General features: G+C 66.1%; 22 protein-coding genes and 2 pseudogenes. 7 read left to right on the forward strand and 17 right to left on the reverse strand.

Translation table 11 applies throughout. The features are described from left to right. Positions 1 to 75: 75 nt before the first annotated feature. Positions 76 to 405, forward strand: a pseudogene (locus PV772_RS13700) (CPBP family intramembrane glutamic endopeptidase); the annotation flags it as partial. A 114-nt stretch (positions 406 to 519) separates the two neighbouring features. Here PV772_RS13700 and PV772_RS13705 read toward each other — a convergent pair. Next, positions 520 to 2,829: a bifunctional SulP family inorganic anion transporter/carbonic anhydrase gene (locus PV772_RS13705; protein WP_347886497.1), complete on the reverse strand. Its 2,310-nt coding sequence runs from the start codon at positions 2,827 to 2,829 to the stop codon at positions 520 to 522. A 184-nt stretch (positions 2,830 to 3,013) separates the two neighbouring features. Here PV772_RS13705 and PV772_RS13710 point away from each other — a divergent pair, with 184 nt between their 5' ends. Then, complete coding sequence (locus PV772_RS13710) at positions 3,014 to 3,220, forward strand: hypothetical protein (RefSeq protein WP_347886498.1); 207 nt, start codon at positions 3,014 to 3,016, stop codon at positions 3,218 to 3,220. 191 nt (positions 3,221 to 3,411) lie between these two features. Here the strand turns inward: PV772_RS13710 and PV772_RS13715 are convergent, their stop codons facing one another. The 8 genes from PV772_RS13715 to PV772_RS13750 form a co-directional block, all read right to left on the reverse strand. Further along, positions 3,412 to 4,047: a DUF3105 domain-containing protein gene (locus PV772_RS13715; protein WP_347886499.1), complete on the reverse strand. Its 636-nt coding sequence runs from the start codon at positions 4,045 to 4,047 to the stop codon at positions 3,412 to 3,414. 22 nt (positions 4,048 to 4,069) lie between these two features. Continuing rightward, complete coding sequence (locus PV772_RS13720; protein WP_347886500.1) at positions 4,070 to 4,810, reverse strand: DUF305 domain-containing protein; 741 nt, start codon at positions 4,808 to 4,810, stop codon at positions 4,070 to 4,072. A 57-nt stretch (positions 4,811 to 4,867) separates the two neighbouring features. Continuing rightward, positions 4,868 to 7,378, reverse strand: coding sequence for a heavy metal translocating P-type ATPase (locus PV772_RS13725; protein WP_347886501.1), 2,511 nt, complete (start codon positions 7,376 to 7,378; stop codon positions 4,868 to 4,870). 68 nt (positions 7,379 to 7,446) lie between these two features. Beyond that, a complete protein-coding gene (locus tag PV772_RS13730; protein WP_347886502.1) occupies positions 7,447 to 7,764 on the reverse strand; it encodes a zf-TFIIB domain-containing protein in 318 nt (105 codons plus the stop codon). Between the two features lie 8 nt (positions 7,765 to 7,772). After that, on the reverse strand, positions 7,773 to 8,222 hold the full coding sequence (locus tag PV772_RS13735) for a metalloregulator ArsR/SmtB family transcription factor (protein ID WP_347886503.1): 450 nt from the start codon (positions 8,220 to 8,222) through the stop codon (positions 7,773 to 7,775). Positions 8,223 to 8,513: 291 nt separating this feature from the next. Beyond that, on the reverse strand, positions 8,514 to 9,251 hold the full coding sequence (locus tag PV772_RS13740; RefSeq protein ID WP_347886504.1) for a ZIP family metal transporter: 738 nt from the start codon (positions 9,249 to 9,251) through the stop codon (positions 8,514 to 8,516). Positions 9,252 to 9,833: 582 nt separating this feature from the next. Further along, entirely contained in the window at positions 9,834 to 10,949 is a 1,116-nt protein-coding gene (gene ccsB / locus PV772_RS13745) for a c-type cytochrome biogenesis protein CcsB (RefSeq protein WP_347886505.1), read from the reverse strand. Next, entirely contained in the window at positions 10,949 to 12,628 is a 1,680-nt protein-coding gene (locus tag PV772_RS13750) for a cytochrome c biogenesis protein ResB (protein WP_347886506.1), read from the reverse strand. Before PV772_RS13750 ends, ccsB begins: the two co-directional genes overlap by 1 nt. Positions 12,629 to 12,986: 358 nt before the next feature. On the opposite strand from PV772_RS13750, the gene PV772_RS13755 reads away from it, so the two are divergent. Continuing rightward, complete coding sequence (locus PV772_RS13755; protein WP_347886507.1) at positions 12,987 to 13,190, forward strand: hypothetical protein; 204 nt, start codon at positions 12,987 to 12,989, stop codon at positions 13,188 to 13,190. A 308-nt stretch (positions 13,191 to 13,498) separates the two neighbouring features. Here the strand turns inward: PV772_RS13755 and PV772_RS13760 are convergent, their stop codons facing one another. Next, entirely contained in the window at positions 13,499 to 16,117 is a 2,619-nt protein-coding gene (locus PV772_RS13760) for an AMP-binding protein (RefSeq protein WP_347886508.1), read from the reverse strand. Positions 16,118 to 16,507: 390 nt separating this feature from the next. Between PV772_RS13760 and PV772_RS13765 the strand changes: the two genes are divergently transcribed. After that, positions 16,508 to 17,212 carry a DedA family protein gene (locus PV772_RS13765; protein ID WP_347886509.1) on the forward strand — a complete coding sequence of 235 codons (705 nt, stop codon included), beginning with the start codon at positions 16,508 to 16,510 and terminating at the stop codon, positions 17,210 to 17,212. A 276-nt stretch (positions 17,213 to 17,488) separates the two neighbouring features. On the opposite strand, the gene PV772_RS13770 is transcribed toward PV772_RS13765, so the two are convergent. The 3 genes from PV772_RS13770 to PV772_RS13780 all read right to left on the reverse strand — a co-directional run bounded on the left by PV772_RS13770 (position 17,489) and on the right by PV772_RS13780 (position 20,270). Next, on the reverse strand, positions 17,489 to 17,851 hold the full coding sequence (locus tag PV772_RS13770; protein WP_347886510.1) for a hypothetical protein: 363 nt from the start codon (positions 17,849 to 17,851) through the stop codon (positions 17,489 to 17,491). 257 nt (positions 17,852 to 18,108) lie between these two features. Then, positions 18,109 to 19,485, reverse strand: a complete 1,377-nt coding sequence (locus PV772_RS13775; RefSeq protein WP_347886511.1) for a DUF2252 domain-containing protein — start codon at positions 19,483 to 19,485, stop codon at positions 18,109 to 18,111. 560 nt (positions 19,486 to 20,045) lie between these two features. Beyond that, positions 20,046 to 20,270: a DUF3188 domain-containing protein gene (locus PV772_RS13780; protein ID WP_347886512.1), complete on the reverse strand. Its 225-nt coding sequence runs from the start codon at positions 20,268 to 20,270 to the stop codon at positions 20,046 to 20,048. Positions 20,271 to 20,569: 299 nt separating this feature from the next. Here PV772_RS13780 and PV772_RS13785 point away from each other — a divergent pair. Both PV772_RS13785 and PV772_RS13790 read left to right on the forward strand, forming a co-directional pair. Further along, positions 20,570 to 21,067: pseudogene (locus tag PV772_RS13785) on the forward strand (F510_1955 family glycosylhydrolase); the annotation flags it as partial. A 210-nt stretch (positions 21,068 to 21,277) separates the two neighbouring features. Continuing rightward, positions 21,278 to 21,616, forward strand: a complete 339-nt coding sequence (locus PV772_RS13790) for a YnfA family protein (RefSeq protein ID WP_347886561.1) — start codon at positions 21,278 to 21,280, stop codon at positions 21,614 to 21,616. Positions 21,617 to 21,633: 17 nt separating this feature from the next. On the opposite strand, the gene PV772_RS13795 is transcribed toward PV772_RS13790, so the two are convergent. The 3 genes from PV772_RS13795 to PV772_RS13805 all read right to left on the reverse strand — a co-directional run bounded on the left by PV772_RS13795 (position 21,634) and on the right by PV772_RS13805 (position 23,389). Then, a complete protein-coding gene (locus PV772_RS13795) occupies positions 21,634 to 21,780 on the reverse strand; it encodes a hypothetical protein (protein WP_347886513.1) in 147 nt (48 codons plus the stop codon). 179 nt (positions 21,781 to 21,959) lie between these two features. Beyond that, the gene (locus PV772_RS13800) at positions 21,960 to 22,823 is read right to left on the reverse strand and encodes a cation diffusion facilitator family transporter (RefSeq protein WP_347886514.1); all 864 of its coding nucleotides are present in this window, start codon (positions 22,821 to 22,823) and stop codon (positions 21,960 to 21,962) included. Positions 22,824 to 23,014: 191 nt separating this feature from the next. After that, positions 23,015 to 23,389 carry a metalloregulator ArsR/SmtB family transcription factor gene (locus PV772_RS13805; protein ID WP_347886515.1) on the reverse strand — a complete coding sequence of 125 codons (375 nt, stop codon included), beginning with the start codon at positions 23,387 to 23,389 and terminating at the stop codon, positions 23,015 to 23,017. A gap of 732 nt (positions 23,390 to 24,121) precedes the next feature. On the opposite strand from PV772_RS13805, the gene PV772_RS13810 reads away from it, so the two are divergent. Next, positions 24,122 to 24,652, forward strand: a complete 531-nt coding sequence (locus PV772_RS13810; RefSeq protein WP_347886516.1) for a DinB family protein — start codon at positions 24,122 to 24,124, stop codon at positions 24,650 to 24,652. Between the two features lie 454 nt (positions 24,653 to 25,106). Here PV772_RS13810 and PV772_RS13815 read toward each other — a convergent pair whose 3' ends face one another. Beyond that, positions 25,107 to 25,925: a hypothetical protein gene (locus PV772_RS13815; protein ID WP_347886517.1), complete on the reverse strand. Its 819-nt coding sequence runs from the start codon at positions 25,923 to 25,925 to the stop codon at positions 25,107 to 25,109. Positions 25,926 to 25,942 lie beyond the last annotated feature (17 nt).

Consider the following 25,942-nt stretch of genomic DNA (forward strand, 5'->3'; position numbering starts at 1 on the left):
ATAACCGGGCAGTTTTACTGGCCACCAGTGGGCACTTTTAGTGGCCGTCCGTGGGCAGAAACAACTGGCCATTGACACTGGTGGACCGTTCCCGTGCTGATTCTCTCCGCAATGCGGCACGCGGTCGTCGAGGAAGTCATCGTGGTGGGGTACTTGCTGGACCGTTTCGGGAAGTTCGGCTGGTCAGTACCGCTGTCCGTTCTGGCCAGCGCCACGCTCAGGGGCAGCTACCACCTGTACCAAGGCTTCGGGCCGTTCATCGGAAACGCCGTCATGGGTGTGGTCTTTGCCTGGGTCTACACCAAAACCCGGCGCGTGATGCCACTGGTCATCGCCCACGCAGTGCTGAACACGGTGGCATTCGTCGGGTTCAGCCTCTTTGGCAAGGCAGCGGGGCTTGGGTAGACCCCACTCGCCGTTGAGAAGCATGGCAGTTCGGGACGCTGTCCTCCCGGACGGTTACGCGGGCTGGTCTTGACGATGGTGGGTCCAGCCGCTTCAGATCCCGCGATTTAGCACTCATGGAGAAACCGCTCGGGACAATGGCGCTGCCCCAGCGTCGAGATGCTGGATGGAGTCGGTGGTGATGAGGATCACCCGGGCTGTTGTGATGTCGAAGAACAGTCCGGTGGCCTGCAGTTGGCCTTTTGCCAGTGCGGGGCCGGCCAGGGGGTGGTCTTCAAGTTTGCGCAGTTGCGCGGCCACGTTGACCATGCCCAGCTGGTCCAGGCGGCTGTAGCCTGCCGCGGCGGCCGCGGCTGCCACCGGGTGCCCGTCCAGTAATTCTTGGTGGCTTGGGCGGGCGTGGTCGAGCCAGGTGTTGAAGGCTTCGCCCAGACCGGGGGAAGCGGGGCCCGTTTCGGCGTCGGCGAGGACGGCCTTCATGGCTCCGCAGTTGGAGTGGCCGCAGATCACGATGGAGTCCACGCCCAGCCCGGTGAGGGCGAAGGAGAGGGCCGATTCAATGGAGGCGTCCTCTCCGGCGTTGGACACGACGTTGCCGATGTTGCGCAGGGTGAGCAGGTCGCCGGGGCCGCTGCTGGTGATCAGGTTGGGGTTGACCCGTGAGTCCACGCAGGCCACGAACAGGGTGTCGGGGTTCTGGCCCTCCGCGAGGTCCTGGATGAGCGGGAGTACTTTGTCGGCGTGGCGGCGGTGGTATTTATCTACGCCCAGCAGGATGGAGCGCAGGCGCGGCTGCTCAGCGTCGTCAAGGCCGTCGTCGTCGGCAGGCTGCCGGTTCGCCCTGGGTTGCAGCGGGAGCTCCAGTGCTTCCTGGCGTTGGGGGGTGTTGTCGGCTGCATCCTGGAATGCCGTGTTTCCATGCTCCTCGAGGAGGACCGATCCTCCGGCCGCTGTGTGCTGATTTTTCCAGGCGAGCAGAGCCTCGTGAAAGGCATGGTCGACATAGTCCGCGCTGAGCTCCACCAGCACGTCCGTGCCTTCGGGAATCGAGTGCAGTACCCGGTTCAGCCGGGGCAGTGCGAAGAAGCTGCAGGAACCGGCGATGCTGACGCGCCACTTGCCGTCCCGGCGGGACGGTGAGGGGAGGGCCTGGATGGAGGGGCGCAGCACACGCCACAACACAAACACGGCGGCCAGGGCCAGTCCGATCATGACGCCTTCGAGGAGGTTGAGGAGGATCACGCACAGGAGAGTCACGGCGTAGACCCAGATCTCTCCGGTGCGCAGGCTGGTTCTGATGTCTGTGACTTTGACCAGGCGGGTCCCGATGACGATCAGCAGTCCGGCCAGGACGGTTAGCGGAATGAGCTGGATCAGTCCGGCGAACAGGGCGGAGAACACCAGGATCCAAACGCCGTGCAGCACCGCCGACTTCCGCGTCCGGGCGCCGGCCTCCACGTTGGTGGAGCTGCGTACGATCACACCGGTCACGGGGAGCCCGCCCAGCATCCCGGACACGATGTTCGCGGATCCCTGGCCCATGAGTTCGCGGTTCAGGTTCGTGCGGGGGCCGGTGTGCATCTTGTCCACTGCCACCGCGGACAGGAGGGATTCGATGCTGGCGATCAGCGCGACCGATATGACCGCCATGCCCGCCGTTGCCCAGCTCCCGCCGGGCAGCTGGGGCAAGGCCACGGCATCGAACACGGACCCGGAAAAGGTGATCCGCTCGACCCCGGGCGCGAACGCCACCGAGAGTGCCGTGCCGGCCACGACGGCCACCAGTGGTCCGGGGACCTTCCGGACGGCCGCCGGCAGGTGCTTCCACGCCACGAGCAGCCCGATGACCAGCAGGCCCAGCAGCGCCGAGTGGAGCTCCACGTTGGTGATCGCTTCGGGAAGTCGGGCAAGGTTTTCCAGCGGTGAGCCGGCAGGCTTTGAACCGAGCAGGACCTGGATCTGCTGCAGGACAATGGTGACGCCGATCCCGGCGAGCATCGCACGGACCACCACCGGGGAGACGGCCAGCGCCACCCGCCCGGCCCGGCTAAGACCCAGCAGGAGCTGCACCACGCCGGCGGCCGCGGTGATCGCGCAGGTAGCCGCCCAGCCGAACTCGTCCACGAGCCCTGCCACGACGACCGTCAGGCCCGCCGCCGGGCCGCTGACCTGAAGCGGTGAACCGCCCAGGGCGCCGGCCACGATGCCGCCGACCGCGGCGGCGATCAGCCCGGCCATGACCGGAGCCCCGGACGCCGCAGCAATGCCCAGCGACAGCGGCAGGGCAACCAGGAACACCACCAACGAAGCCGGAGCGTCTTCCCGGAGTTCGTGCAGGAACGCCCGGCCCCGGCGTGGACCGCCGGGCCTGGATGGAGCCGGGGCAGGAGATGAGTCGACGGACAAATCACTCGGTTGGGCCATGATTTCCTTCTACGGAGGGGAAGCATCGGTCCCGCCCAACGTATAACAGCGAGGTAACAGTGGGTTGTCTGGGGCCTGAGTGTTCCCTGTGACTGCCAAGGACAGGAGCGGGCGGCGCCTGGGCCGATACGTTCCTTCCGTTTGCGAGGCGGTGCAGCCCGTGAGCTACGGGCTTCATTTCAGCATGACGGATTCCGGACAGCGGCAGGACGGGCAGCGCGTCCCGGTGGAGGAAGGCCTGTTCATTCTGGGCTCCGCCGTCGGGGTCGCCCTTTACGTGCCGGTCTTCTGCGCCGTCATGGAGCCGGTTCCGCCGGGCGCTTTTCCTGGCTCACCCGCAGGCCGCAGCCCCGCTTCCGGGGCATCAAGTTTGACCTGGCGGACCACATGAGAGGAGCCCTGCGCTTACGCAAGCCGGGGCATGAGGGGGTCCGGGTGAAGGGGATCCTCGGCTGCCGGACCTGGCCGGGGCCATCAGTTGCTTTTCGTCCAATCCTGCCCGGTAAGACCCCGCTGGTGCCTTCGGGGCCGGGACCTCGTGGGGTGGCCTCATTCGGTCCGGAGGTGCCGGTCCCAACGGTGTCAGCCCTGGACACCGCCGGTGCAGACGGCTCCGGGTTCGGGGGTCTGGGGGCCTTGCCGGTATTTCTTGATGAACGCCGCGATACGTTCATCGCTGGCCTTGTCCACAGCAAGCTGTTTGCCCCAGGCGGTTACCGTCACGGCCGACTGCTGCCCCGGAACGGGGCTGAGCACGAGGTAGTCCTGATTGCCGGCCAGCGAGGTCAGCTCAGCGATCTGGTCCTTGCCCAGGTCCGGGCGGTAGGAGAGCCACACGGCGCCGTGTTCCAGGGAATGCACGGCCCGCATCTGTTCCACCGGCTCGGTGTAGGTGCCGCAGTTCGTCCAGACCGGGGCGTGGTCGCCGCCGGTGGCCGGGGTCCGGGGGTAGCTGACGGGGCTGCGGGTGTGGTTCCGTGACTGGTCGGGAAAGTCCTGTTCACCGTCGACGGGCCGGGCCGCGGCGGCACGGGTCTCTTCACGCTGCCTGACTTCGCCCACGATAACAAACGCGACGGACGCGATGATCGCAGCAACCAGAAGGCCGCCGGTGCCGTAGATCAGCCAGGCCCTGCGCCGGTCGGCGGCGCGCTGTTTGGCCTGCAGGGCCTTCAGGATCGCCTTGCGTTCCTCGGGGGTCTTCCGCGGTGCGGACATGGTGCTTCCTTTCCTGGACCGGTCAGAGTCTGCCGCGCAGTTCCTGAAGTGCGGTGATTTCCGCGGTCTGGGCCTGGACGATGCCGGCGGCGAAGTTGCGGACCTTGGCGGTTTCGGCCAGGGCCGCCGCGGCGCGGGCCATGGCCACGCCGCCCTGGTGGTGGCGGATCATCAGCTCGGTGAACAACCTGTCCGCTTCGACCCCTGTGGCTTCGCGCAGCTGTTGCAGTTGCGCCGGTGTGGCCATGCCTTCCATGGCCACACCGGTCCCGGGGTTCTGGTTCATGCCTTCCATGCCGCCCCCGGGGCTCTGGTTCATGGTCGGGGAGCTGCCGCCGTGTTCTGCGGTTCCCATCCATGCCATCCGCGGCGCTGATCCGGTCTGGGGCAGGCCCCAGTCCACCAGCCAGGCGAACATCTGGCCGCTTTGCTGCTGCTGGGTGGTGATGATGTCGTAGGCGATGGAGCGGATCTCCTCGTTGGCGGACTTGTCCCGGATCACCAGGGCCATCTCCACGGCCTGGGCGTGGTGGGCCTGCATGTCCCGGGCGAATCCGGCATCGGGCCCGGAATCGGACACCTGGGCGGGGCCCGCGGTCAGGCGTCCGGCGGCGAACCCTCCAACGGCGAACGCCGCGGCGGCTAGAACAAGGACGGTGAAGAGGACCAGCCGCAGCCGGCCCGTCAGGAGCCGTGGCCGGGGCTGCGCCGCGGCCGGTTCCGATGCCTCGCGTCCGGCCGGAGCGGTGGTGTCTTGGTTCATGCCTGCCTTTGTGGTTCAGGGTCTGTCAGGAGGGCCCGGCCTCGCTTCGTGCCAAGCCTACGGGTTGTTTTTGGGTTCGCGGTAGACGAGGAGGCGGAGGGCGTTGGCAACGACGAGCAGGGTTGATCCTTCGTGGATCACGACGGCAAGTCCGATCCCGACGGCCCCGGTGATGGTGGCGGGGATCAGGATGGCGACGATGCCCAGGCTTGCCCAGAGGTTCTGCCGGATGATGCGGCTGGATTTACGGCTGAGGTTCACGGCGAACGGGAGCCGTTCGAGGTCATCTCCCATGAGCGCGACGTCGGCGGTTTCCATGGCCACGTCCGAACCGGCGGCGCCCATGGCGATCCCGACGGTGGCGTTGGCCATCGCGGGGGCGTCGTTAACGCCGTCACCGACCATGGCCACCTTGTGTTCCCTGGTGCGCAGATCGATCACGGCCTTGACTTTGTCTTCGGGCAGCAGGTCCCCGCGGGCCTCGTCGAGTCCAAGTTTCCCCGCGACGGCGTCCGCGACGGTCTGGTTGTCACCGGAGAGCATGATCATGTGGCGGATGCCGGCCTGCCGCAACCTGGCAACGACCGGTTCCGCGGAGCTGCGGGGGGTGTCCATGAGGCCCAGCACGCCCAGGTAGCGGGTGCCGCGGCGCACCACCATGGTGGTCCGTCCCGCCGCTTCAAGCCGTGCTGTGGTCCCGGTGATTTCCGCGGGCAGCGGGGCACCGTCGATTTCGCTGAAGAGCAACTGTTTGCCGATGTGGATCTCGTCGCCGTCGATCAGGGCGCTGACCCCCCGGCCGGTGATGCTGGTGACCGCCCCGGCTTTGAGCGGGGGTTTCCCGTCGAGCCGGGCGCGGGCGGCGGTGACGATGGCGGCGGCCAGGGGGTGATCGCTTTGTGATTCGACCGCGAGGGCGACGGAAAGCAGTTCGAATTCCTTGACCCCGTTAGCGGGTGCGACGTCGGTCATTTCCGGTTTGCCCTCGGTGAGCGTGCCGGTCTTGTCGAAGGCGATTGCGCGCAGGGTGCCGAGGTTCTCCAACGGACCCCCGCCCTTGATCAGCAGCCCGCCGCGTGCCGCGCGCGCCAAACCGGACAGGACCGCGCTCGGGGTCGAGATCGCCAGGGCGCAGGGGCTGGCCGCTACCAGCACCGACAGGGCCCGGTACAGGGTCGCGGAGAACGGTTCGTCAATGACGAGGCCGGCGAACAGCAGGATGACGACGAGCATCAGCACGGCGGGGACGAACACCCGCTGGAAGCGGTCGGTGAATTGTTGGGTGGGTGAGGTCTGGGCCTGGGCTTCGCTGACCATCCGCACGACCCGTGCGAGCGTGGAATCCTTGGACAGCTTCGTGACCTCGATTTCCAGCGCCCCTGGCCCGTTGACGGTGCCGGCGTAGATCCGGCTTTCCGCGGGGATGTCCTTCGCGCCGGGAGAGGACTGGCCGCTGAGCGGAACCTTGTCAACCGGGATGCTCTCCCCGGTCACAGCTGCCTGGTCCACACTGCTGGTACCAACAATGACGAATCCGTCCGAGGGGATGCGCGTGTTCGGCTTAATGATCACGGTGTCACCGACGCGCAGTTCCTCGACCGGGATTTCCTGCTCGGCGCCGTCGCGCCGGACGATCGCTGTGGCGGGGGCGAGTTCGGCCAGCGCCTGGATGGCATGGCGTGCCCGGCCCATGGCGTAGCTTTCCAGGGCGTGGCCGATGCTGAACAGGGCCAGGAGCAGGGCGCCCTCGGCCAGGTCCCCGAGCACGGCGGCGCCGGCGGCCGCGACCAGCATCAGGAAATCAATTTCGAAGCGTTTGGCCATCACCGTCTGGATAGCTTCCTTGGTGGTGTAGTAACCGCCGAAGAAATACGCCGCGACATACAGCGCGGTCGAGACGGCATCCGGCACCGCCTCGCTCAGCCCCAGCAGGAAACCCGCCGCCAGCGTCACGGCGCACAGCACCGCGAAGATCAGCTCGCTGCGCTCCCCGAAAATCCCGCCGTGCTTATGGTCATGATCCGCATGCCCTTCATGCTTATGGTCATGCTTCTCGTGCTTTTCGGCCTCGGGAACGGCCGCTGCAGGACCGTCTGTCTTGGCGCCTTCGACAGGACGTGGCCGGGCGGTGCGCGGCGGTGTCCCGAAGCGCTCCAGCAGGTCCACGATCGCCTGCTCCGAGGTCTGGTCTGCGAAGTATTCGACGGCGACGGAGCCTGTCGGGGAGACGTGGGCCTCCGCGATCCCGGGGGCGTTGCGCAGCCGTTGTTCGAGCAGTTGGGCGCGGGCGGGCCGTGATACCCCGTCCACGTCGAGGCTGAGGTGTCCGAAGTCGCTCTCGACCCGGGCGCCCAGGGACAGGGCGAGTTCGCGGATGCGCTGCAGGCTGATGACGTCGGGTTCGAAATGCAGGCACAGCTGCGCCGCCGCGTCCCCTTGTTTGACGTGTGCGTCCATGATGCCGGCGCGGGCCTGAAGGCCGGCGGTCAGCCGCTGGACGCAGGCATCCTGCTCATCCAGCGCCTCCGGCAGCACGGTAGTCAGGTCAAGTTGTGTGTCGGTGGCCATTGGTGCCGTTCTTCAGGGTCGGGGCAGGATGTCAATTGCGGGTCGGAGAAATGCGTGCGGGTGGGTGCTTAGCCGAAAAGGTCGCCGAGGAATCCCCCGCGCTTGCGGCCGTGTCCGGAACCGCGCCCGTCATGGCCGCTGTGGTGCCCCTCCCGCCGGTCGTAACCGTAGCCCTGCGGCTGGCCGAACCCGGGCCCAGGGGCCGGCGGGGCGGGCGGTGCGGCGTAGAAGGAGCTTTCAGCGTCCATCAGGGATTCCAGCTCGCCGCGGTCCAGAAAAATGCCGCGGCATCCAAGGCATTGGTCGATGATGATGCCGTTGCGTTCGTAGGGGCGCATTTCCGACCCGCATTTGGGACAGGTCAAGGCGGCGGGTGAAACGTTCACGGGAACTCCTAGAGGACGGGATGGATGGGTTGGAGGTTTGGTTCGGATCCGGCCGGGACGGCTGCGCCGAGGGCCGGGGAGTGGCCGACGTGGGTGATCGCCAGGTCAAGCAGCATCCTGACATGGCTGTCATCCAGCCGGTAGAACACGTGCCGGCCGGCGCGGCGGGTCGCCACGACGCGATGCGCCCGCATGAGCCGGAGCGCCTGGCTCGCCGAGGATTCACTCAGCCCGCTCACCGACGCCAGGTCATGCACACAGACCTCACCCTCAAGCAAAGCGGCCAGGATCCGGACGCGGCCCGGGTCAGCCATCAGCCGGAACACATCGGCCAGACGTTCCACGTCGGCCTCGGGCGGCAAGGAACTCCGGAGGACATCGACCCGTTCCCGTTCACCGGCCAAACCGTGTCCGGACGCCCCGTGAGGGTCTGGAAGAGTCCGAACAGATGCATTCATATGAACATATTAGCAACTGATCAGATGAATGGCCATGGCCTGCTGACCGCGCCGGGTAGTCCTGGCATTCCCCGGAACTCTGCGCGCCCTGCGGGGTGGAGCGGCCGGGCATCAGGCCTCTCGCCCTGGACGGGGAACATCGCGGCATCCGTCCCGTTGCACGTTGCGCATGCGGGCGGAGAACGTTGCTCTGTCAGCGGCCCAGATGGCAAGCACGGGCGGGACACGCTGGGCCGGGATGGTCGAAGGCCGCGTCAGCCGCTGTCACACGGCACGGATCCCAGAGCGGCGCTAGAGGCCGGCCATGACATAGATGGTAAGGAATCCGAGGAAGAACATCGCACCCAGGAAGGCAGTTTCGGTGTGCTCGTGGGCCTCTGTCAGCAATTCCTCCACCACCAGGTACAGGAGTGCGGCCGCCCCGAAAGCCAGGACCAGGGCCAGGGTTTGGTTGCTGGCACCGCCCAGGGCGGCTGCGCCGCCGAGTGCCCCGACACCGGTGAGCAGGCCCAGGCCGCTGGTCGTGGCCACCGCGCGTGTCCGCGACAAGCCGTTCCGGATCAGGTTGAGGGTGACAGACAGGCCTATGAAAAGTATCTCGATGGTCAGGGCAATCGTTAGGATCAGGCCCTGCTGCGCCCCCAGTGCCGCGCCCATTCCGACGAGGAGGCCGTCCAGGAGCAGGTCGATGCCCACAGCGACGAGAAAACCCACCGGAAGCTTTGCTCCTGTCGATTCCTGTTTCCGATCCAGTGCGCGGCCGAGCGCGCCAAGGGCCAGCATGACCGCGGTCCCGGCGGCGAAGCCGGCGATGGCCCAGGGCAGGCTTCCTTCGCCCCGCAGGTCCGGGAGCACCTCGCCTGCCAGTGCGGCCATCACGACCCCGGCGGCGAAATGCTGGACAGCGCTGGTGGCCTTCGGCCCCGGCGGACGCAGGACGGCGACGAGCGAGCCGAGAATGGCCGCGGCGACGGGAAAGGCCACGAATACTGCGGCCTGGGCAACAGCCGCTGATGGTCCTGTCATCATGTCCTCTCCTGGAGCTTCGGACCCGGAACCGACTGGGGTTTGGTGGAGCGGCACCTTTGCGGTATGCCGACCGCGACGGCATGTCCATCAGCCCGACCACGCCGGGATCGCGTCTTCCGACCTGGCCTGGCACCACTCTAGCCAACGCAGCAGCTGCCGGGATGCATAGCCAGCCGCGTGGCCCGAAACGGCCGGCCGCCATCCGCGGCCGCAATTCAGCTGCCGGCCACCGCTAACAGCCATAGGAGAACATCAAAGGACAAGCCGCCGCCGGCTTCGCTTCCGCAGCGGCGGGAGAACGGTTCCGGATGTCACGAGCACGCTTCAAGGCGGACCCGTCTGACCGGCGGTACGAGATGACCGGCTGACCGGGATGTAACGTCATTTGAGCGCGCCTCCCGCCCGCCCTGATGCGGGATGTCCCTGCGGGTGAGGGTTCCCGACAAGCATTGCCGCCACCCCCGGATCCTGGGCATATACCGGAAGGCGCGCCGATCCCGGAACACCGGCTGGCCTCTTTCAACTACCGCCGGGGGACCGGAACCGGGCGCGAATTCGGCCGGGGACCAAAGCCGAGGTGGCCTACAGGCCGGAGTAGGAGTGCAGCCCGTTGAAGAACTGGTTGACGATGGCGAAGTTGAAGACCACGCACAGGTAGCCGACGATTGACAGCCAGGCGGCGCGGGTTCCGGTCCAGCCGCGGGTGGCGCGGGCGTGCAGGTATCCGGCGTAGACCACCCAGATCACAAACGTCCAGACTTCCTTCGTGTCCCAGCCCCAGAACCGGCCCCAGGCCTTCTCGGCCCAGATGGCACCGAACATGAGCGTGAAGGTCCAGCCGACGAAGGCGATGGCGTTGATCCGGTAGGACAGGTTTTCCAGGCTCAGGGCGGACGGCACAAGCCGCATGAAACCCAGCCTGTCCGCACCGCCGGCGGCGACGGTCTTCTGCCGGTGCGCCTGGACCAGCTGCAGCGCGGACATCGCGAACGTCAGCGTGAACAGCGCCGAGGAGATTACCGCGATGGAGACGTGGATGATCAGCCAGTAGCTCTGCAGCGCCGGTACCAGGTGTCCCACCGGCGTCCAGAACGCGATGGAGGCGGCCACCAGCATGATGATGGCCAGGCCGATCACGAACGTGCCCAGGAAGCGCAGGTCGCGGCGGATAAGCACCAGCAGGAAGACGGCCACGGCCACGAACGCGCCGGTGGTGAGGAATTCGTACATGTTTCCCCACGGCACCCGGCCGGCGCCGAACGCCCGGGTGATCACCCCGGCCGCATGGATCGCGGCGCCCAGGACGGTCAGCGCGACGGCCGCCCGGGCGGGGGCACGACGCTCGCCGGCGTAGCGCATGCCGGCGTCGGCGGTCCGGACCGCCCCGGCCGCGGCGCCACGGCCGGAGAGGGCCGACGTCGGACGCTCAGCGCGGCCAGCGGGTCCGCTGAGATCCGCATCGGAGCGCTCAATGTCTCCTCCGGCGGTCCCCGCACCGACGCCGACGGGAACGCGCGCGGCCCCGTTGGTGGTCACCTGCCCGGCGAGCTCCGCGGCCCTGATGTCCACCGCACGCAGCACCTTGCTGCTCTTGGCCAGGTCCCACGCGAAGGCGATGAACGCCACAGTGTACGTGCCGGCGGCCAGGAGCATGAAGAGCTCGCTGTACTGGCCCATGGTTTCGTTGAGCGGGAACATTACTGGTCCTTCTTGCTGGAGAAAGGGGTGGGGTCGGCGGCAGGCTCCTCGGGTGAAAGATTCGGCTGCCACTTGCGGGTGAGGAGTTCGTGGATGGCGGCGGCCTCGGTGGCGAGCCTGTGGTCTTCGCCGCGGGCCAGGAGGCCGTATTCGACCATGGTGCGGCCGTCGTGGTGGGTGCCGGTGCGGACCCAGACGCGGCGGCGGTTGACGTAGAGCGAAACGACCAGGCCGGCGACGGCGAGCAGGGAGAAGATCAGAACACCGGTTTGGCCCGGTGTGCTCCGGATGTCCACGCCGATGTAGCGCTTGAGCCCGTCGAAGCTGATGCTGCCTTTGCCGTCGGGCAGCGTGTAGGAGCCTCCCGGGCCGAGGGTGATGCCGCCCGCGGCCAGGTTACGGCCGTTGAGCTGGGTGAGGTTTTTCACGTCCAGGTTGTAGACGTTCTGGGGTACGCCTTTGTCCAGGCCGAGGTCGCCGGAGTAGGAGTTCAGGTTCAGCTGCGGGTTCAGCGGGTCCGGGTCGAAGCTGTAGGCGACGCCCGCGGGGTTCTTCACGGCGGAGGGAAGGAAGAACCCGGCGAAGCCGAGCTGCGCCGGCTTGGCGTCGGGGACCTTCAGGACGACGGTCGAGGTGTAGACCGCGTCGCTCGGGATCGATACGACCGGGCCGCTGAAGGCGGTGTTCCCGTTGCCGTCCTTGACGGTGATGACCGGGGCGTAGCCGTTTCCGACCAGGAACATGGCCGCTTCACCGAAGTAGAGCGGGTCGTTGACTTTCAGGATCCGGGACTTCGGGGCCGCTCTCGGTGCGTCGCGGGTGGTCAGGCGTGCGGTGAAGTCGATCGGCTGGCCGAACTGTTTGGTGGATTCACGGTCGAAGCGGACCTCGAACTTGTCCAGCGTGATGCCGAACGGCTCCAGCCATGAGGACTGGAAGTTGGTCCCGGGTGCGAAGTTGTCATAGCCCACCAGGGTGTTGACGAAGGTGTCCCCTTCGACGAGGATTTTTTGCCCGCGGAAGCCGAACAGGCCTCCGACTGCCACACACACCAGCACCCCAATGAGCGAGGTGTGGAAAACGAGGTTGCCGACCTCTCTCAGGAAGCCGCGCTCGGCGCCCAGGGAAGGGGTCGCGCCGTCGGCGTCCCGGACCTCGACCCGGTAGCCGCGTTTGCGCAGCAGCGTCGCGGCGTCGGTGATGGCGTCCGGCGCCGTGATCCCGGCGCCGGCGGGGATCACGAGCGTGCCGTATTCCGGCAGGCGGGAAAGCCGCCGGGGTGTCCGCGGGGGCCGGGACCGCATGGCCTTGTAGTGCGCGGTCGCACGGGGCACCACGCAGCCGATCAGGGAAATGAACAGCAGGATGTAGATCGCCGAGAACCACACCGAGGAGTAAACGTCGTAGAGCTGGAGAGCATCCAGGATCTTCCCGTAGTCCGGACGATCCTTGATGTATTGGCTCACGACGGCCGGGTTCGCCGGACGCTGCGGGAACAAAGAACCAGGCACCGCGGCCACGGCGAGGAGCAGCAGCAGGAACAGGGCGGTGCGCATGCTGGTCAGCTGGGTCCATGCCCAGCGCAGCATGTCCCGCGGGCCGAGGGCAGGGAGAGCGGCCCCGATCCTGGCGGCCTCCAGCGCCGAGCCGTCGGCCTCCGTTCCCTGGTCCCCGGACATCAGTTCCCTTCCCGCCAGCGGCATCTGGTCCCGACGGCCCTTTTTCTACAAGACGTAAAAACAACAATATCCGAACTTCAATGAGGGCGGGAGTGGGAGCGCCTCCGCTCGGCAACACGAGGCGGTAATCCGCTTGGTGAACCCTGGTGTTTTGACGGTGGAACGGCAACGTAAGGAGTTTCTGCCATGCGACGTTCCCATCAGGTGTAGGCCAGTGCATAACCCAGTAGATCCCGCACGTCGTCTCAAGGCCTGGCCCTCAGCGCGTGGATTTTGGCCAAAATGCGGAGAACGGCAGGGTTGAAACAGTGCGGCACCCCTCGTTGACAAACCCTGCGGCCCCGGTGTCGCATGGGATATGGGCAGCGGCGCGCAACGCAGCGCACGGCGGGTCGCCGCCCTGGTCATCGTGCGCCGGGCGCTTGGCCGTGCCGCGGGCTTGGGACGTGCGGGTCCGGTGAGGCAGTTCGAAACCAGCGCCCTGATCCCCGCCATCGCCGTGCTGGTGGTCATGGCCGGTTACCTGATCAGGGGCCGGCCAGCAGGTCAACCTCTGTACTGAACCATCTGAAATGGATATACCGTGTCCTGCTGATCACTGCGGTCGCCGGCGCTGGGATCATCTGGTCGCTGTCTCTCGCCGGCCCGCACGAGTTCCTGATCGCCGCTACCTTCCTGCCGTTCTGGCGAACGTGATCTTCAACCTTTTCAACGGCGCACCCCGTTCGTCCATGGGCGTAAAGGAACGGGCGGGATCGAACATCCCTCAGGGAAATGAGAACGCCCGGGGCCGCATCCCGGTCCTGCGGTACCGGCTTCGGAGACAAAAACAAAACCGCCCATCAGCCGCATTGACAACTCCCGCCGGAATTACATCAAAGTTGCCGCCCGGCGTCGCCGTAAGTGCCGTCGTCGTACGTGCCCGGCGAGGCGTAACTGCCAGCGGTCCACGGCCCCCATGAGCCTGACGGAGACCGCCCAGTAGGCGACGCCGACCGCCAGCGATACGAGGACCGCCAGGGTCTTGTCGACTTCCCTGATCTCCGGGAAAACAACCCAGTGCGTGACGTACGCGAAGAGGGACGCGCTGGCAAGCACGCCCAGCGGCCGGTGGAGCATGGCGGGTAGCGGGATCGTGGGCAGCCACGCCAGCATCAGGATGCCGACGACAATGGTGGCCTCGCGCCACGGTTCGCCGAAGTAACCGGGGACGGTGAGGATGGTGAGCGCGGAGAGGGCGAGGCGCTGCGGCATGGTCCTTGCCCGGGCGAACGCCCAGCCGAGCGCGAACAGCCACAGCACCGGGCGCGTGTGCAGGATGTCAAACGGGAGCAGCCCGTAACGGGCCAGCAGTCCCGCCCCGACGAGGGCGACGGGGAAGGCCAGCGGGAAGCGCCGCTCCGCCCGGTGCGCCCACGGGATGGCCAGCAGCGCCATCATGGCCACCAGCACGTAGACCAGCACCTCCACGAACCAGAACTGCCAGGCGTCGGTCCAATACTCCGGGCCGATCATCGTGTTCAGGAGCAGCAAGTTGGCGGTGGTGTACTGGTATTTGTCGCTCAGCAGCATCACGGCGCCGATGAACGCCACCGTGGGCACCGCCACCCTTGCCAGGCTGCGCAGCTGGCGGCGCAGCCGCGGGATCCTGTCCCCGCCCAGCTGGAAGCGCGCGAAGTTGTAGCCGGCCAGGACCATGAGGACGTGGGCGGTTCCGGGCCATTTGATCAGTTCCACGTGGGTGCTGATGATGGTGACGATGGCCACCGCCCTGAGCATGATGCTCGTCTCGAGCGGGGCAAAGAGCCGCTTCTTCCGGCGCTCGGGCTGCCTGCTCACCAGCTCACGGACGGGGATCACATGCCAGTTGGCGGGCAAGTGGCCAAGGGCCCTTTCGAGCCGCACGGACGCCGCCACGTAGGAAAGCGAGTCGCCGCCCAACGATACGAACGTGTCGCCGTCCTCGACGCAGTCCAGCTCCAGGGCCTCGGCGAAGATCTTCTTGACGTCCTCCGGCCGCTCACCTGCTTCCGGCCTACCCGTCGTGCCAGCGGCCGCCTCGGCGGCGCCGGCGGCAGCATTCCTCGTTCGGGCCAGCGCGAGGACGGCAGGATAGTCGGTCTTGCCGGTCGCCAGCCGCGGCAACTGCTCGACGGCGTGGACCGCGATGGCGGCGCGGGGCAGCCCGAGGTCCTGCGCCAGCATCTTGGCCAGCATGCCCGGGTCATGGCCGCCCTCGACGGCGACCGCCAGTTGCTCGTCCGTGCCGGCGCAGGCAGCCTGGATGCCCATGCCGGCGAGCACTTTCTCTACCTGGCCCAGGTCGATCCGCAGGCCCACGATCTTGACGAAGCGGCTCCGCCGGCCCACCACTTCATACAGGCCGTTGGGGTGCCGCCGGGCGAGGTCGCCGGTGCGCAGTTCCTCGATGGTCCTGCCTGCGGCCAGGTCCGCGGGGTGTTCGGCGTAGCCGAGCATGACGTTCGGACCGCTATAGACAAGCTCGCCTTGCTCCAGGCCGGGCACCGGGTCGATCCGGAACGACCCGCCGGGCACAGGAACACCGATGGTGCCAGGGTTGGACGCAGCCATCGACGGCGGCAAGTAGGCCATCCGGGCTGTGGCTTCCGTCTGGCCGTACATCACGAACAGGTCCCAGCCGCTTCGCCGCCCCAGCTCGGCATAGCGGGTGACGGTGTCCGGGTCTAGCCGTCCGCCGGCCTGGGTGATATAGCGGAGGCCAGGCAGGGCCCGGTCGGCGAACCCGGCACGGTCCAGCAGTTCGAAGGTGTACGGCACGGCCGCGAAGGAGGTGGCGCCGCGGTTGCGGAACAGCTGCCAGAAGCATTCGTCGACGACGGACAGTCCGGTCAGCACCAGGGCCGCGCCGCGCAGCAAGTGGCTGTTGATGACGGACAGGCCGTAGCAGTAGTACATGGGCAGCGTGGTCATTGCCCGGTCGCTCGGCGTGATCTCCAGGTACTCCGCGATGGACTGCGCATTGGCCTGCACATTCTGGTGCGAGAGGCGCACCAGCTTGGGAGAACCCGTGGATCCCGAGGTGCTCAGCAGCAGCGTGAGGTCCGGGTGCAGCTCATGGCGTGTGACCTGCCGCATCTCCTGCAGCAGCAGGCCGTCCGCGGCTGTGCCGTCGGCCCCAGCTCCACCGGCACCTGTCCGGATGATGACATCGGGATCGTAGGCCGCCACGAGGGATTCGAGGGCCGGCGCGTTGTCCGCCGGTGCCAGCAGCAGCGGATGACGGGCGACGAGGGCCCCCAGATAGGCCACCAGGGATTCAATGCTGTTGTCCGCTGCGAGGACTGTGAGCCGCCGACCGGGGCCGAGCCGGTCCGCAAAATCGTCCACACGCCCGGCCAATTCACGGTACGTCACCATCCGGCCGCCGGTCAGAAGGGCAGGCCGTTCACCATGGCGGGCAAGGCCCGCGGCAAAGCCCGCCCCTGCCAGTTCAAGGGGTAGAGTCACCGGGCAACCGTAGAAGACAGGCGTACCTGACTTCAACTGGAATAATTAGCAAACACTTTTGTGACGTAAGCCTTTTGCACTTGTGGTGTGGGCGCCAAGCGGCGGTCACATTGGGCTTTTACAATCAGCGCGGTTGCCGGGATCAGGACGGCGGCGATGCCCGGTGCCCACAGGGCGCAGTGGGGGCACGGACACAGCCACGAGCATGGTGATGGCAGGCCGGTCACAAAGGTGCCCAGGAACCGCAGGTTACGACGGATCACCGGGCCAGGCACGACTCCCGCCGCCGCAGCGCATGCCGGCGCCGGCTGGGCGGCCCCTGCGTGGGACACTGGAGACAGCGCTTTTTCGTCGTTTCCGTCTGTATTACCTTCTCTGGGAGTCGCCCGCATGGATTCTATCGGGGAAGCTGTGCTGCAGGCAGCCGGACAATGGTGGATCTACCCGCTGCTGCTGGTCTTCTTCTTTATCGACGGCTTCGCGATGGTTGTTCCCAGCGAAACCCTCATCGTGGCGCTTGCCGCATTCTCCCGGCAAGGCGGCCAGCCTAACCTGTGGATTCTCGGGGCTACAGCCCTGCTCGGAGCCATCGCCGGGGACAACATGGCCTACCTGCTGGGCCGGACAATCGGCCTGGAACGTTGGGGATGGATGCGCAGGCCGAAGGTCCGGAAGGTTTTTGGCTGGGCCCGGTATGAGTTGGAGAAGCGCGGCGCGGTGCTGATCTTTACCGCCCGGTACATCCCGTGGGGGCGCGTGGCCGTGAACTATGTGGCGGGCACCACCGCGTTCCCGCGCCGCCGGTTCTTCTTCCTGGATGCCCTCGCATGCCTGACCTGGGTGGTGTATTCCCTCGGGATCGGCGTGTTGGCCAGTTCCTTCTCCTGGCTGCACCGCAATCCCCTGCTGAGTGCGGGCATTGCCGTGGTTTTCGCGATCCTCCTGGGCATTCTCGTCGACCATCTGCTGCGCTGGTGGCACAAACGCCTGGGCCGACGTGATACGGATACACACGCCTCCCGGAGCGCCGGAGCCGGGGCTGATGCGGCGCCGCCCGCGGCCGGGGACCCGGCAAGCAAGTCATCCAGAAGCTGACCCGGGATAATCCGCGGGTGACCGGAGCTTCGGTCCATTATTACCAGCTGAGTCTTACGGTTTTGCTGGGAAGGCTGGCAGTAGGGCGAAGATCCTACCTCTTACCGGGCCTGGGTCCGATCCCGATGGACCGTGGGCAACGGAAGCACGGACCCATCCGGGGGCACCCGGCAAAAGCGGTTTTATCGGATCCGATCATGACGGGTCCGGGCAGCCGCCTCGGAAATTTGGCCCCACGGCCGTGGTGGCTAGGGGGAGCGACCGGCGCGCTGTCTGCTATTTGCTGCTGGGTGTCGGGCTGGGTGTGAGACCGCAGGCCTTGAGCAAGGCCGTGACCGAGGCGGCCGGAACCTGGTCGCCGGCCTTCGCGATCTCCTCGAGCGGGGTGACGAACTGGGTCGGGACTCCGGCGGTCTTGGCGGTGGAGAGCAGGCCCGAGAGGACCTGTTTGTCCTGTGCGCTGAGTTGCCCGTCCTGCAGCGGCGAGCAGATCTGCCCCCGCACCGCGCCGGCGGCGGCCGTTGCTGCCTGTGAGGCGGCGGCGCTGGCGGCGCTTTTCGCGGCGTCCTGCACCTGGCCGCAGCCGACCACGGCGAGGAGGAACGGAATCCCTATGAGCACCGCGAGAGAACGGTTCATCTCCCCATCCTAGTACGGGCACCGATGCCGGGCATGGTGCGGCGGGACCATCCAGGCTGCGCGAAAGCCGCGGTGGCTAAGGAGAGCCCAGCCCCGCAATACCGGCCAGCAAGACGCACGTCAGCGAAAACCCGGTTGAGTGGATGGCGGACTGGACGCCAGACGGTGCCCAGAGTCACGTCAGCGCAGGGCATCAAGGGGCGCGCCTGAACACCGGCGGCCACCGGTAAGTTCACCCAGGTGGTGCACAGCGAACGTCAGTCTTCGATCACAGTTTCCATAGTGCCGGCTCGGACTGCTTTGACGAGTTCACTGTGGTCGGCTTCGGTCTGGTCGGCGTAGCCGACAGCGTAGGTGGTGAACGCGGTGTCCATCGGTTCGCCGTCGGCGCAGTAACCGGCCAGCAGCCGCGGGTCGATCGAGCGGGAGTGCGCACGCGCCAGCAGGGCCCCTGCCAACCGGCCGTAGTCGTCCAGGTGGTCGCGGTTGAGCCCGGCCGGGTCGATCTCACCTTTCCGGTTGCGGAATTGCCGGATGATGAACGGGCGCCCGCCGATCGTGGTCCAGCCAAGCAGGGGATCGGTTTCCGCCTGGACGAGTCTTGCCCCGTGCACGATCCGCTGACCCTCATGCGAGGCCGGCGCGCGGCCCAGGGCATCGTTCACCGCACTCCGGACCGCCTGCTTGGCCTGCAGGATGAGTGCCTCGTCCCCGTTGCCGCGCAGCAAAATCAGGTAGTTGCGCAGTCCGACGCTGCCGGTTCCCACCACCCGGAAGGCCACATCCGAGAAGCTGTAGCGTGCGAGCAGATGCCCGCGGGACTCGTGCAGGCTTTTCACATAGCCCGGCAGCCCGCCGGTCACAGCATCCGCTGTCGCGGAGTCCACCTGGCTGAGCACCGGCGGGTCAGCCAAGAAGCGCCATCCCCGCCCGTCCCTGCGGGTCCATTTGGCCGCGACCTTCGCGCTGGTGTTCTTCCTGGCCTTCCGCCCCGCCAGTGCAAAGTCATCCAGCAGTTCGTCGGCCTTGACCCTGTTCAGCACCGACTCATCCCCCAGCGCGGTCCACGAATCCAGGAACGGCAACCCGGCCAGATGCTCGCTGCTCTGGCGGTAGGCCCGCACCGCGTCCTGTGCCGCGTCCCTGCACCCGCGTTCCGAAACACCGCCCACCCGGCCGGCCAGGACCAGGCTGACCGCCAGGCGCTTCAGGTCCCACTCCCAGGGACCGGACGCCGTCTCGTCGAAATCGTTGATGTCCATGATGATCCGGTCATCATGGGTGCCGTACAGCCCGAAGTTCCCCGCGTGCGCGTCCCCGCATAACTGGGCCTCCAGACCGGTGCGCGGGCCGGCGGCCAGGTCCCCTGCCATCAGCCCGGCACTTCCCCGGAAAAAAGCGAACGGCGAGGCGAGCATCCGGCCCACCCGAAGCGGCACAAGCCCAGGCACTCTGCCCTCGTTGCTTGAGTGCACGAAATCGGCCGCCGCAGGCCTGCCCGCGGCGAGGACAACGGTCCCGTGCCCCTGGTGACCGACACCCTCACGCAGCGCCCGGCCGCGCGCGTAAACCTCCCCCGGGTCCACCCACCGCCCCAGCACCGCAGCGGCTCCCGGTCCTTCGACATCACTCATACAACCTCACCCCGTCACGAACGCGACTCTGCTCCGTTTGCCGGACGCCCTCCGGCACCGGCTCCGGCGCCCGCCAGGGCGTCAACTGCAATGGCGGAACCGGACGACTCCAAGCCGCAAATGCCGCTGGCGGAACCCGACCAGGGTCAATGGTGCCGGCGCCCGCGCAGCAGCCGCATCAGCATCCTGAAGAAGCCACCCCTGCGATGGCCGCCGTGCCCGCCATACCCCCCGTGCCCGCCGTGGCCGCTTCCGTGGCCTCCGTACCTGTTGTGATGCCCCATGGCATGCCTGCTTTCCTGATCGTAGGACGCCGCCTCGCCGATCCGACGCCATAGACCGTCGGGTCGGTCCCACCGTAGCAGGACCGAAAATCACCGGCGACAGGGGTTTCAACGGCAAACCCACCGGACGGCCTGACTGCACACGACAAAGACCAGGGCCGACAGCCCCCGCTTACCCTCGTCACCGCTGTCCGGTTGCGGTTGACACGCCCAAAGCAGCAGCTGCGCCCGGCGCTGGCCTGTACTGACTCCTCGCCTGTCGTGACTCCGGCCCGGCTACTTCCTAAGCATTCTGCTAACCTTCCGGCCCCGGACCACCCTGCCAGCACCGTGGAGCAACAGCCCCGCACCGATGACCGGCAGCGACGCGATTGCCAGCACCTGGGTCCCGGAGACGTTCCCGACAATGTTGAGAACGATTCCGGCAGCGATCAGACCCATAGCGCCGAAGACAAGGGCCTTGTAGGAAGCGGTCGCGGTCGCCCAAAATTCATTCAGCACCCCACGAGCATAGTCGGCAACCGACACGCGGCGCCCCGGGCCCAAGTGCATTGCCCGGAAAATCAGGGCTCACAGTGTGTGAGCCCTGATTCGAGACCGCCGTAGCTGCGAGGGCAGGACCCAGGACGTCCCGGAGGCGCGATCAGAGCATTTTGCCCCACCGCGGGTTTCACCGCTGGCTCACCGATGGGCTGGGAACGCATCAAGCTCACCGGCGACTACACCTGGCCCCGCGCCAACCAGATCAAACCCGGAAAATACAGGCCACTACGACGCCCGGTTAGACCTTAGCGTCGGATATTTCACTTTTTCACAAGCCACCCCTCTATGCCTCCGGACACCCCGGCCCGGGCTCGGACCTTCCCAACCCCATGGGCCTCATCCGATCCATCGATGGCGGAAAAACGTGGGCACAGCTCTCCCGCCAGGGCGAATCGGACTTCCATGCCCTCGCCACTGCCAAGAGCGGAATCGTCGCCTACGACGGAACACTCCAAACCAGCCCGGACGGAAAAACCTGGACCCCGGCCACCGCCGGCTTCGTCCCTGCCGTCCTGGCCGGCAACCCCGAAACCGACACCGTCCTTGCCACCACTCGAGAAGGGCTCCAACGCTCCACCGACGGTGGGAAAACCTGGCAACTGAACACCACAGCCCCCATCATCCAATTCGTCGCCTTCGCCACCGGCAGCGAAGTCATCGGTGTCGAACCCGACGGTTCAGTCCACTACTCCGCAGACGCGGGAACTACCTGGACCCACACAGGCCGGATCGAAGGACAGGTCCAGGCAATAACCGCCGTGAAGGAGCCAGAAGGCAAACCATGGATTTGGGCCGCCACCACCGCCGGAATCGTCATGTCGACCGACGGCGGTAAGTTGTTCGGGCCCCGACACCGGGTTCGTCGTCTTCACCATCGATATCTGCAGGCTGACGGTCATAGCAGGATGGGCCGTGCACGATGGGCGAAGCCCCTGCTTCAGATTGCGGACTGCCAAGATGGGGTTATGACCATCGCGAAGACCATCCTGTTGTTCATCCTGGCCGCGGCCGCCGAGATCGGTGGTGCCTGGTTGGTCTGGCAGTCAGTCAGGGAAGGCCGGCAGTGGTGGTGGGCCGGGCTGGGCGTTGTGGCCCTGGGCATTTATGGCTTCGCGGCGACGCTGCAGCCGGACGCTCATTTTGGCCGGATCCTCGCCGCCTATGGCGGGGTGTTCGTTGCCGGCTCGCTGGCATGGGGAATGGCCTTTGATGGGTTCCGCCCGGACCGGTGGGACATCACCGGTTCCATCATTTGCCTGCTCGGGGTGGCTGTCATTATGTTCGCGCCCAGGGACGCCGGCTGAGACACTGAGGTTATGGACTACGAACTGCGGATCATCCCGGACTGCCCAATAGCGCACCGGCGCTTGAGTTGTTCCGTGCGGCACTGACCAGCGAAGGGGTACCGGGAGACGTCCGCGTTCTGGAGCTGGTCAGCGAGGAACAGGCCGCTGAACTGGGCTTCCACGGTTCGCCGTCCTTTATCGCCGGCAACCGTGACCTGTTCCCTTCAACCGCTTCGCCAGCCCTGACGTGCAGGGTCTATCCGGGGAAGGCCGGCCCGGCCGGTTTGCCCGCCCAGGAAGAACTTCAGGCTGCCCTCCGTTCGGCGGCATCCAGCTCGTAGACCGTCCATGGTTGCTGCAGTCAGTGGTGGCGTGGGATGACGGTGACCCTGCCGACGTTTGGCAGTGCCGTCCGTGCCGCGTGATCAATACGGCCGGAGAGTCCCTGCAGGTCCGTTATGGTCGTGGTCCCGGATGCAGGTACCGTGATTTCGGCGTGCAGGGAGTGCCCGGACCAGCGCAGCCGGGATGTGGCTCCTTCGATGCCGTGGTCTTGCAGGGCGGCGGTGAGTTTGTCAGTAAGGGCCGGGTCGACGCCGTCCATGAGCCGGCGGCCGATGTCCCGGACGGTGCCCCAGAGCAGCACGCCGATCGCCGCGGAGATGAGCAGCCCGATGATCGGGTCAGCAAGAGGGAACCCGAGCCAGATACCAATCACCCCCGCGACGACGGCCAGGGAGGTGAATCCGTCGGTGCGGGCATGGATCCCGTCCGCGACCAGGGCGGCCGAGCCGATCTTCCGTCCGACCCGGATGCGATAGACCGCCACGAGCTCGTTCCCGGCGAAACCGACAAGCCCGGCGGCGAGGACCCAGCCCAGGTTCTGCACCGGCTGGGGCTCGAAGAAGCGGCGGATGGATTCGACCGCCGCCACGACAGCTGACAGTGCGATCATCGCGACGATGAAGAGCCCGGCCAGGTCTTCAGCCCTGCCAAAGCCGTAGGTGTAGGTTTTGGTCGCGGCCCGTCGTCCGAGCAGGAAGGCAATCCAGAGCGGCACGGCCGTCAGCGCGTCGGAAAAGTTATGGACGGTGTCGGCCAGGAGCGCGACCGAACCGCTGATCAGGACAATGACCAGCTGGAACAGGGCCGTCAGCGCCAGTCCCACCAGCGAGATTTTCACGGCACGGATACCCTGGGCACTGGTCTCCAAGGCCGAGTCCATGGAGTCGGCGGCATCGTGGGAGTGCGGGACGAACAGGTGCCTTACCCAGCCCAGGAAGCCTCCATGGCTGTGCCCCTCGTGGTCATGATGATGCGGGTGGTCCGCGTGTCCGTCATGTCCGTGCCCGTCGTGTCCGTGTTCGTGCTCGTGGCCATGAGTGCGGGTTCCGTGGCCTGAGGCCGGCGGCGTGCTCATTGCCCCGCGGCTGTGTCGTGTTGGGGGTGGAGACGGTGGTGAGGGGCGGTGCCCAGGGTGTGTTCGGCCTGGTGGATCGCGTCCGCGACGAGCTCCCAGGCGTGCCCGTCCTGCAGCCGGTAATAAACCTTAGTTCCTTCCTGGCGGGTGGTGACCATCCGCGCAAGCCGCATCTTCGCCAGGTGCTGGGATACTGCGGCAGCAGATTTTCCTGCCTTTTCCGCCAGCGCATTAACCGGTAACTCACCGTTCCGCAGCGCCAGGATCAACCGGACCCTCGTCGCATCGGCGAGCATGGCGAAAACCTCCACGGCCAACTCAACGTACTCGCTATCGGGCGTGAGCATACATTCCCGCTTATCTGCGTTCATACGCAGATACTTACATAATCTGTCGCGCACCTCAAATTCGGGTGGCGTAGCCGCCGCGGTTTCCTATTGAGCCGCTGGCTTTGCCCCGGGTAGGACGCCCGCCTGGATCGCCTTGGGGTTTCCTTAGGAACCCTCCCGCTTTGGCCTCCTAGGATTTCCTCAAGGCGGAGGCGGCACGCTGTCGCTAACTGACTGGGGAGTTAGACCCCCAATAACTCGTTCCGGTCAGTGCACCGGGTTTGGCATCGCTCTCTCGATGCCAAACCCGGCGGCCAGGTCTCCCGCTCCAGGACGTCGTATTCCACTTTGTCGTGCGTCGCTGGAGCGCGTCACAGGACTGCGGAAATGCCCATCACCAGTACCGTCGCCTGGGGACGAACTGCTCGAAACCTTCAAGGCCAGGGACACCACCCAATACATTGAGACGCTCAAGGCCACAGCAAGGCACTGCGCTGCCTTGTCTCTGACAGTAGTCATCACTCAAAGGCGCAGTTTGGAGGGAGTATCTTCCAGATGTCCTTCAGTGCCTGCTTCGATGAGATCCTGAGGTGCGCCGTCCCCGCGCGGAACACATGCACCTGCATTGTTTCGAACGGAGGAGCAGTCGAGCTGCATGCTGACGGGCTAGTGGTGTGTTCCCAGCAGCTCGACAAGACAGATCAGGCTGATGCTGTCTATCCACCGGCGCTAGGAGGCGGACACTGCCTGACACCTAACCGATGGGAGGCTTCGATGAAGGCTGAGAATGATCCGGTGAAGGCGGAGTTGCTGTGGACAGCAGCCGACTTTCGAAGCATCGTCCTCCGCGCTCTGGCCGACGAGTTGGACTTGCCGTCCAGCGGAACGCGGTGGACCAACCGGCAGCTGCTCTTCCATATGGTTCTCGGACAGAACATCGCGCTTTTAGGCATACCGCTCCTCGGATTGTTCTCCCGACTGCCCCCGGCTGCGTCGCGCAATTGGAGTCGGCTGCTTGAGGCATGCCTAGGACCCTACAACTGGGTCACCTGGGCTGGCAGTGCAGCCGCCGGCCAAGTCCTCAAGCCGCAAAGCATGCTGCGAATGATGGACAGGACCACCGGGACAATCGTGAACTGGTACGACCGTGCGGACGAGGAAGCGCTCGAAAGGGGGATGACAATGCCGCTTTCCTGGGATCCCTACTTCGCTTCCTGGATGAACCGGCGGGCCATCCTTGGCTGGGCGCCCAAGCACTACCGCCACCACCGGAAGCAACTTACCCTTACAACGCTCCTGTCCTAAGCCCTGGCCATTCAGGGACGCTCTACCGCGTCTGTGAAGTTTAGCGCTGTAATCGATTGTTAACCGCGTCATGCTGCAGCACACCTAAACCTGACGTCAGGCGGTAAGGAAATGAGCGTCAGGTTAGGGCTCTGAATGCGGTTGCTGCACGCTCCCGCTCGTGAGTCTTAGATTCAAACCTGACAGCCGGCTGCTTTAAGAGATTGCGACGGCAGGTGCTCGGCAATGTGCAACGGTCTACCCGGAGCGGTCTGCGGCGTAATTTGTCCAGGGTCCTTTAGACAGGTGGTTCCGATGCCCACAGCTGGGGACAATCCTGATGGGTTATCCACCGCTACTGCGGCTGAGGGAGCTTTCCCGGTGGCTCCCTGTTCCAGCCGTGGATAACCCGGACTGACCCCAACCGTGGACAGCTTGGAATTGCCTTGAGTGCCGGCGCTCCTGAGCCGGTGAATTATTCGTCGAGCTTGATGCGGAGTTCGCGGAACACTGCGTCGCGCTGTTTTTGGGAGAGCTGCATCAGTGGGACATTCCGCAGGTCGTCGGGATTGAGGTCGTCCTCGTCCTGCTCATCGTCCTCGATCATGGCGAGCATGTCCTCGTACGTCAGGACCATGACGTTGCCGTCCAGGGGACGGAATCCGGATTGGCCCCAGTACTTGGCGAGGCCGCGGCATTCCATCTGGTGTTTTGCGGATCCTTCTTCCATGTCGTCCCTGAGCCCGGGTGCCGCGTGCAGGACGGTGACGACTGTGTCGCGGCCTATGGTATCGAATATGGCTTTGAGTACTTCGTGCCCTGCGTGGTGCCCGCGGAACCGCGGCTGGACGCTCACCCAAGTCACAATCATTAGGTCGCCTTCAAGGATCGGTTCGCCCTCAATGCTGAGCTGACCAGGTTCGGAGCCTGCAGCTATGAATGCTTCGGCGTATTGGGCGAGTTGGGCGCTGTGTGCGTCCAGGGTGTCGAAGAGGTTGATGCCGCCGACGTCGGGGATTAGGTAGACGTGGGCTTCGGCGATAGTGACCTGGCCTTGGGCGTCGGCCTCGAAGTTGTCGTAGTCGTCGGGTTCGAGGATGTCCGCCTCGATGTAGGCGCGAATGCTCCAGGACTGCGGGTAGTCCTCGGGCCGCTCCCAGGAGTCCGACTTGGCCGGGTAGTCCAGCGCATAGGTCAGCCGCATCCACTCAAGGGCGTCGCCGATCTTTTCGTGCTCCTCTGGCTGCACGCTGCCGTCCACTTCTTTGCCGCGGGTGTGCTCGATACCGGCCATGAGATTCCTCGCCTGCT

Source organism: Pseudarthrobacter sp. CC12, assembly GCF_039907755.1.
GTDB classification, from domain to species: Bacteria; Actinomycetota; Actinomycetes; order Actinomycetales; family Micrococcaceae; genus Arthrobacter; species Arthrobacter niigatensis.

What these genes read in the sequence shown, in the direction of transcription:
- PV772_RS13725 (WP_347886501.1), bottom strand. Translation starts at nt 7,378, where the DNA reads ATGGCCACCGACACACAACTTGACCTGACTACCGTGCTGCCGGAGGCG.
- PV772_RS13790 (WP_347886561.1), top strand. Translation starts at nt 21,278, where the DNA reads ATGACCATCGCGAAGACCATCCTGTTGTTCATCCTGGCCGCGGCCGCC.
- PV772_RS13750 (WP_347886506.1), bottom strand. Translation starts at nt 12,628, where the DNA reads ATGTCCGGGGACCAGGGAACGGAGGCCGACGGCTCGGCGCTGGAGGCC.
- PV772_RS13770 (WP_347886510.1), bottom strand. Translation starts at nt 17,851, where the DNA reads ATGAACCGTTCTCTCGCGGTGCTCATAGGGATTCCGTTCCTCCTCGCC.
- PV772_RS13815 (WP_347886517.1), bottom strand. Translation starts at nt 25,925, where the DNA reads ATGGCCGGTATCGAGCACACCCGCGGCAAAGAAGTGGACGGCAGCGTG.
- PV772_RS13765 (WP_347886509.1), top strand. Translation starts at nt 16,508, where the DNA reads ATGGATTCTATCGGGGAAGCTGTGCTGCAGGCAGCCGGACAATGGTGG.
- PV772_RS13715 (WP_347886499.1), bottom strand. Translation starts at nt 4,047, where the DNA reads ATGTCCGCACCGCGGAAGACCCCCGAGGAACGCAAGGCGATCCTGAAG.
- PV772_RS13755 (WP_347886507.1), top strand. Translation starts at nt 12,987, where the DNA reads ATGGGCAGCGGCGCGCAACGCAGCGCACGGCGGGTCGCCGCCCTGGTC.
- ccsB (WP_347886505.1), bottom strand. Translation starts at nt 10,949, where the DNA reads ATGTTCCCGCTCAACGAAACCATGGGCCAGTACAGCGAGCTCTTCATG.
- PV772_RS13775 (WP_347886511.1), bottom strand. Translation starts at nt 19,485, where the DNA reads ATGAGTGATGTCGAAGGACCGGGAGCCGCTGCGGTGCTGGGGCGGTGG.
- PV772_RS13735 (WP_347886503.1), bottom strand. Translation starts at nt 8,222, where the DNA reads ATGAATGCATCTGTTCGGACTCTTCCAGACCCTCACGGGGCGTCCGGA.
- PV772_RS13720 (WP_347886500.1), bottom strand. Translation starts at nt 4,810, where the DNA reads ATGAACCAAGACACCACCGCTCCGGCCGGACGCGAGGCATCGGAACCG.
- PV772_RS13740 (WP_347886504.1), bottom strand. Translation starts at nt 9,251, where the DNA reads ATGATGACAGGACCATCAGCGGCTGTTGCCCAGGCCGCAGTATTCGTG.
- PV772_RS13705 (WP_347886497.1), bottom strand. Translation starts at nt 2,829, where the DNA reads ATGGCCCAACCGAGTGATTTGTCCGTCGACTCATCTCCTGCCCCGGCT.
- PV772_RS13800 (WP_347886514.1), bottom strand. Translation starts at nt 22,823, where the DNA reads ATGGACTCGGCCTTGGAGACCAGTGCCCAGGGTATCCGTGCCGTGAAA.
- PV772_RS13805 (WP_347886515.1), bottom strand. Translation starts at nt 23,389, where the DNA reads ATGAACGCAGATAAGCGGGAATGTATGCTCACGCCCGATAGCGAGTAC.
- PV772_RS13810 (WP_347886516.1), top strand. Translation starts at nt 24,122, where the DNA reads ATGAAGGCTGAGAATGATCCGGTGAAGGCGGAGTTGCTGTGGACAGCA.
- PV772_RS13710 (WP_347886498.1), top strand. Translation starts at nt 3,014, where the DNA reads ATGACGGATTCCGGACAGCGGCAGGACGGGCAGCGCGTCCCGGTGGAG.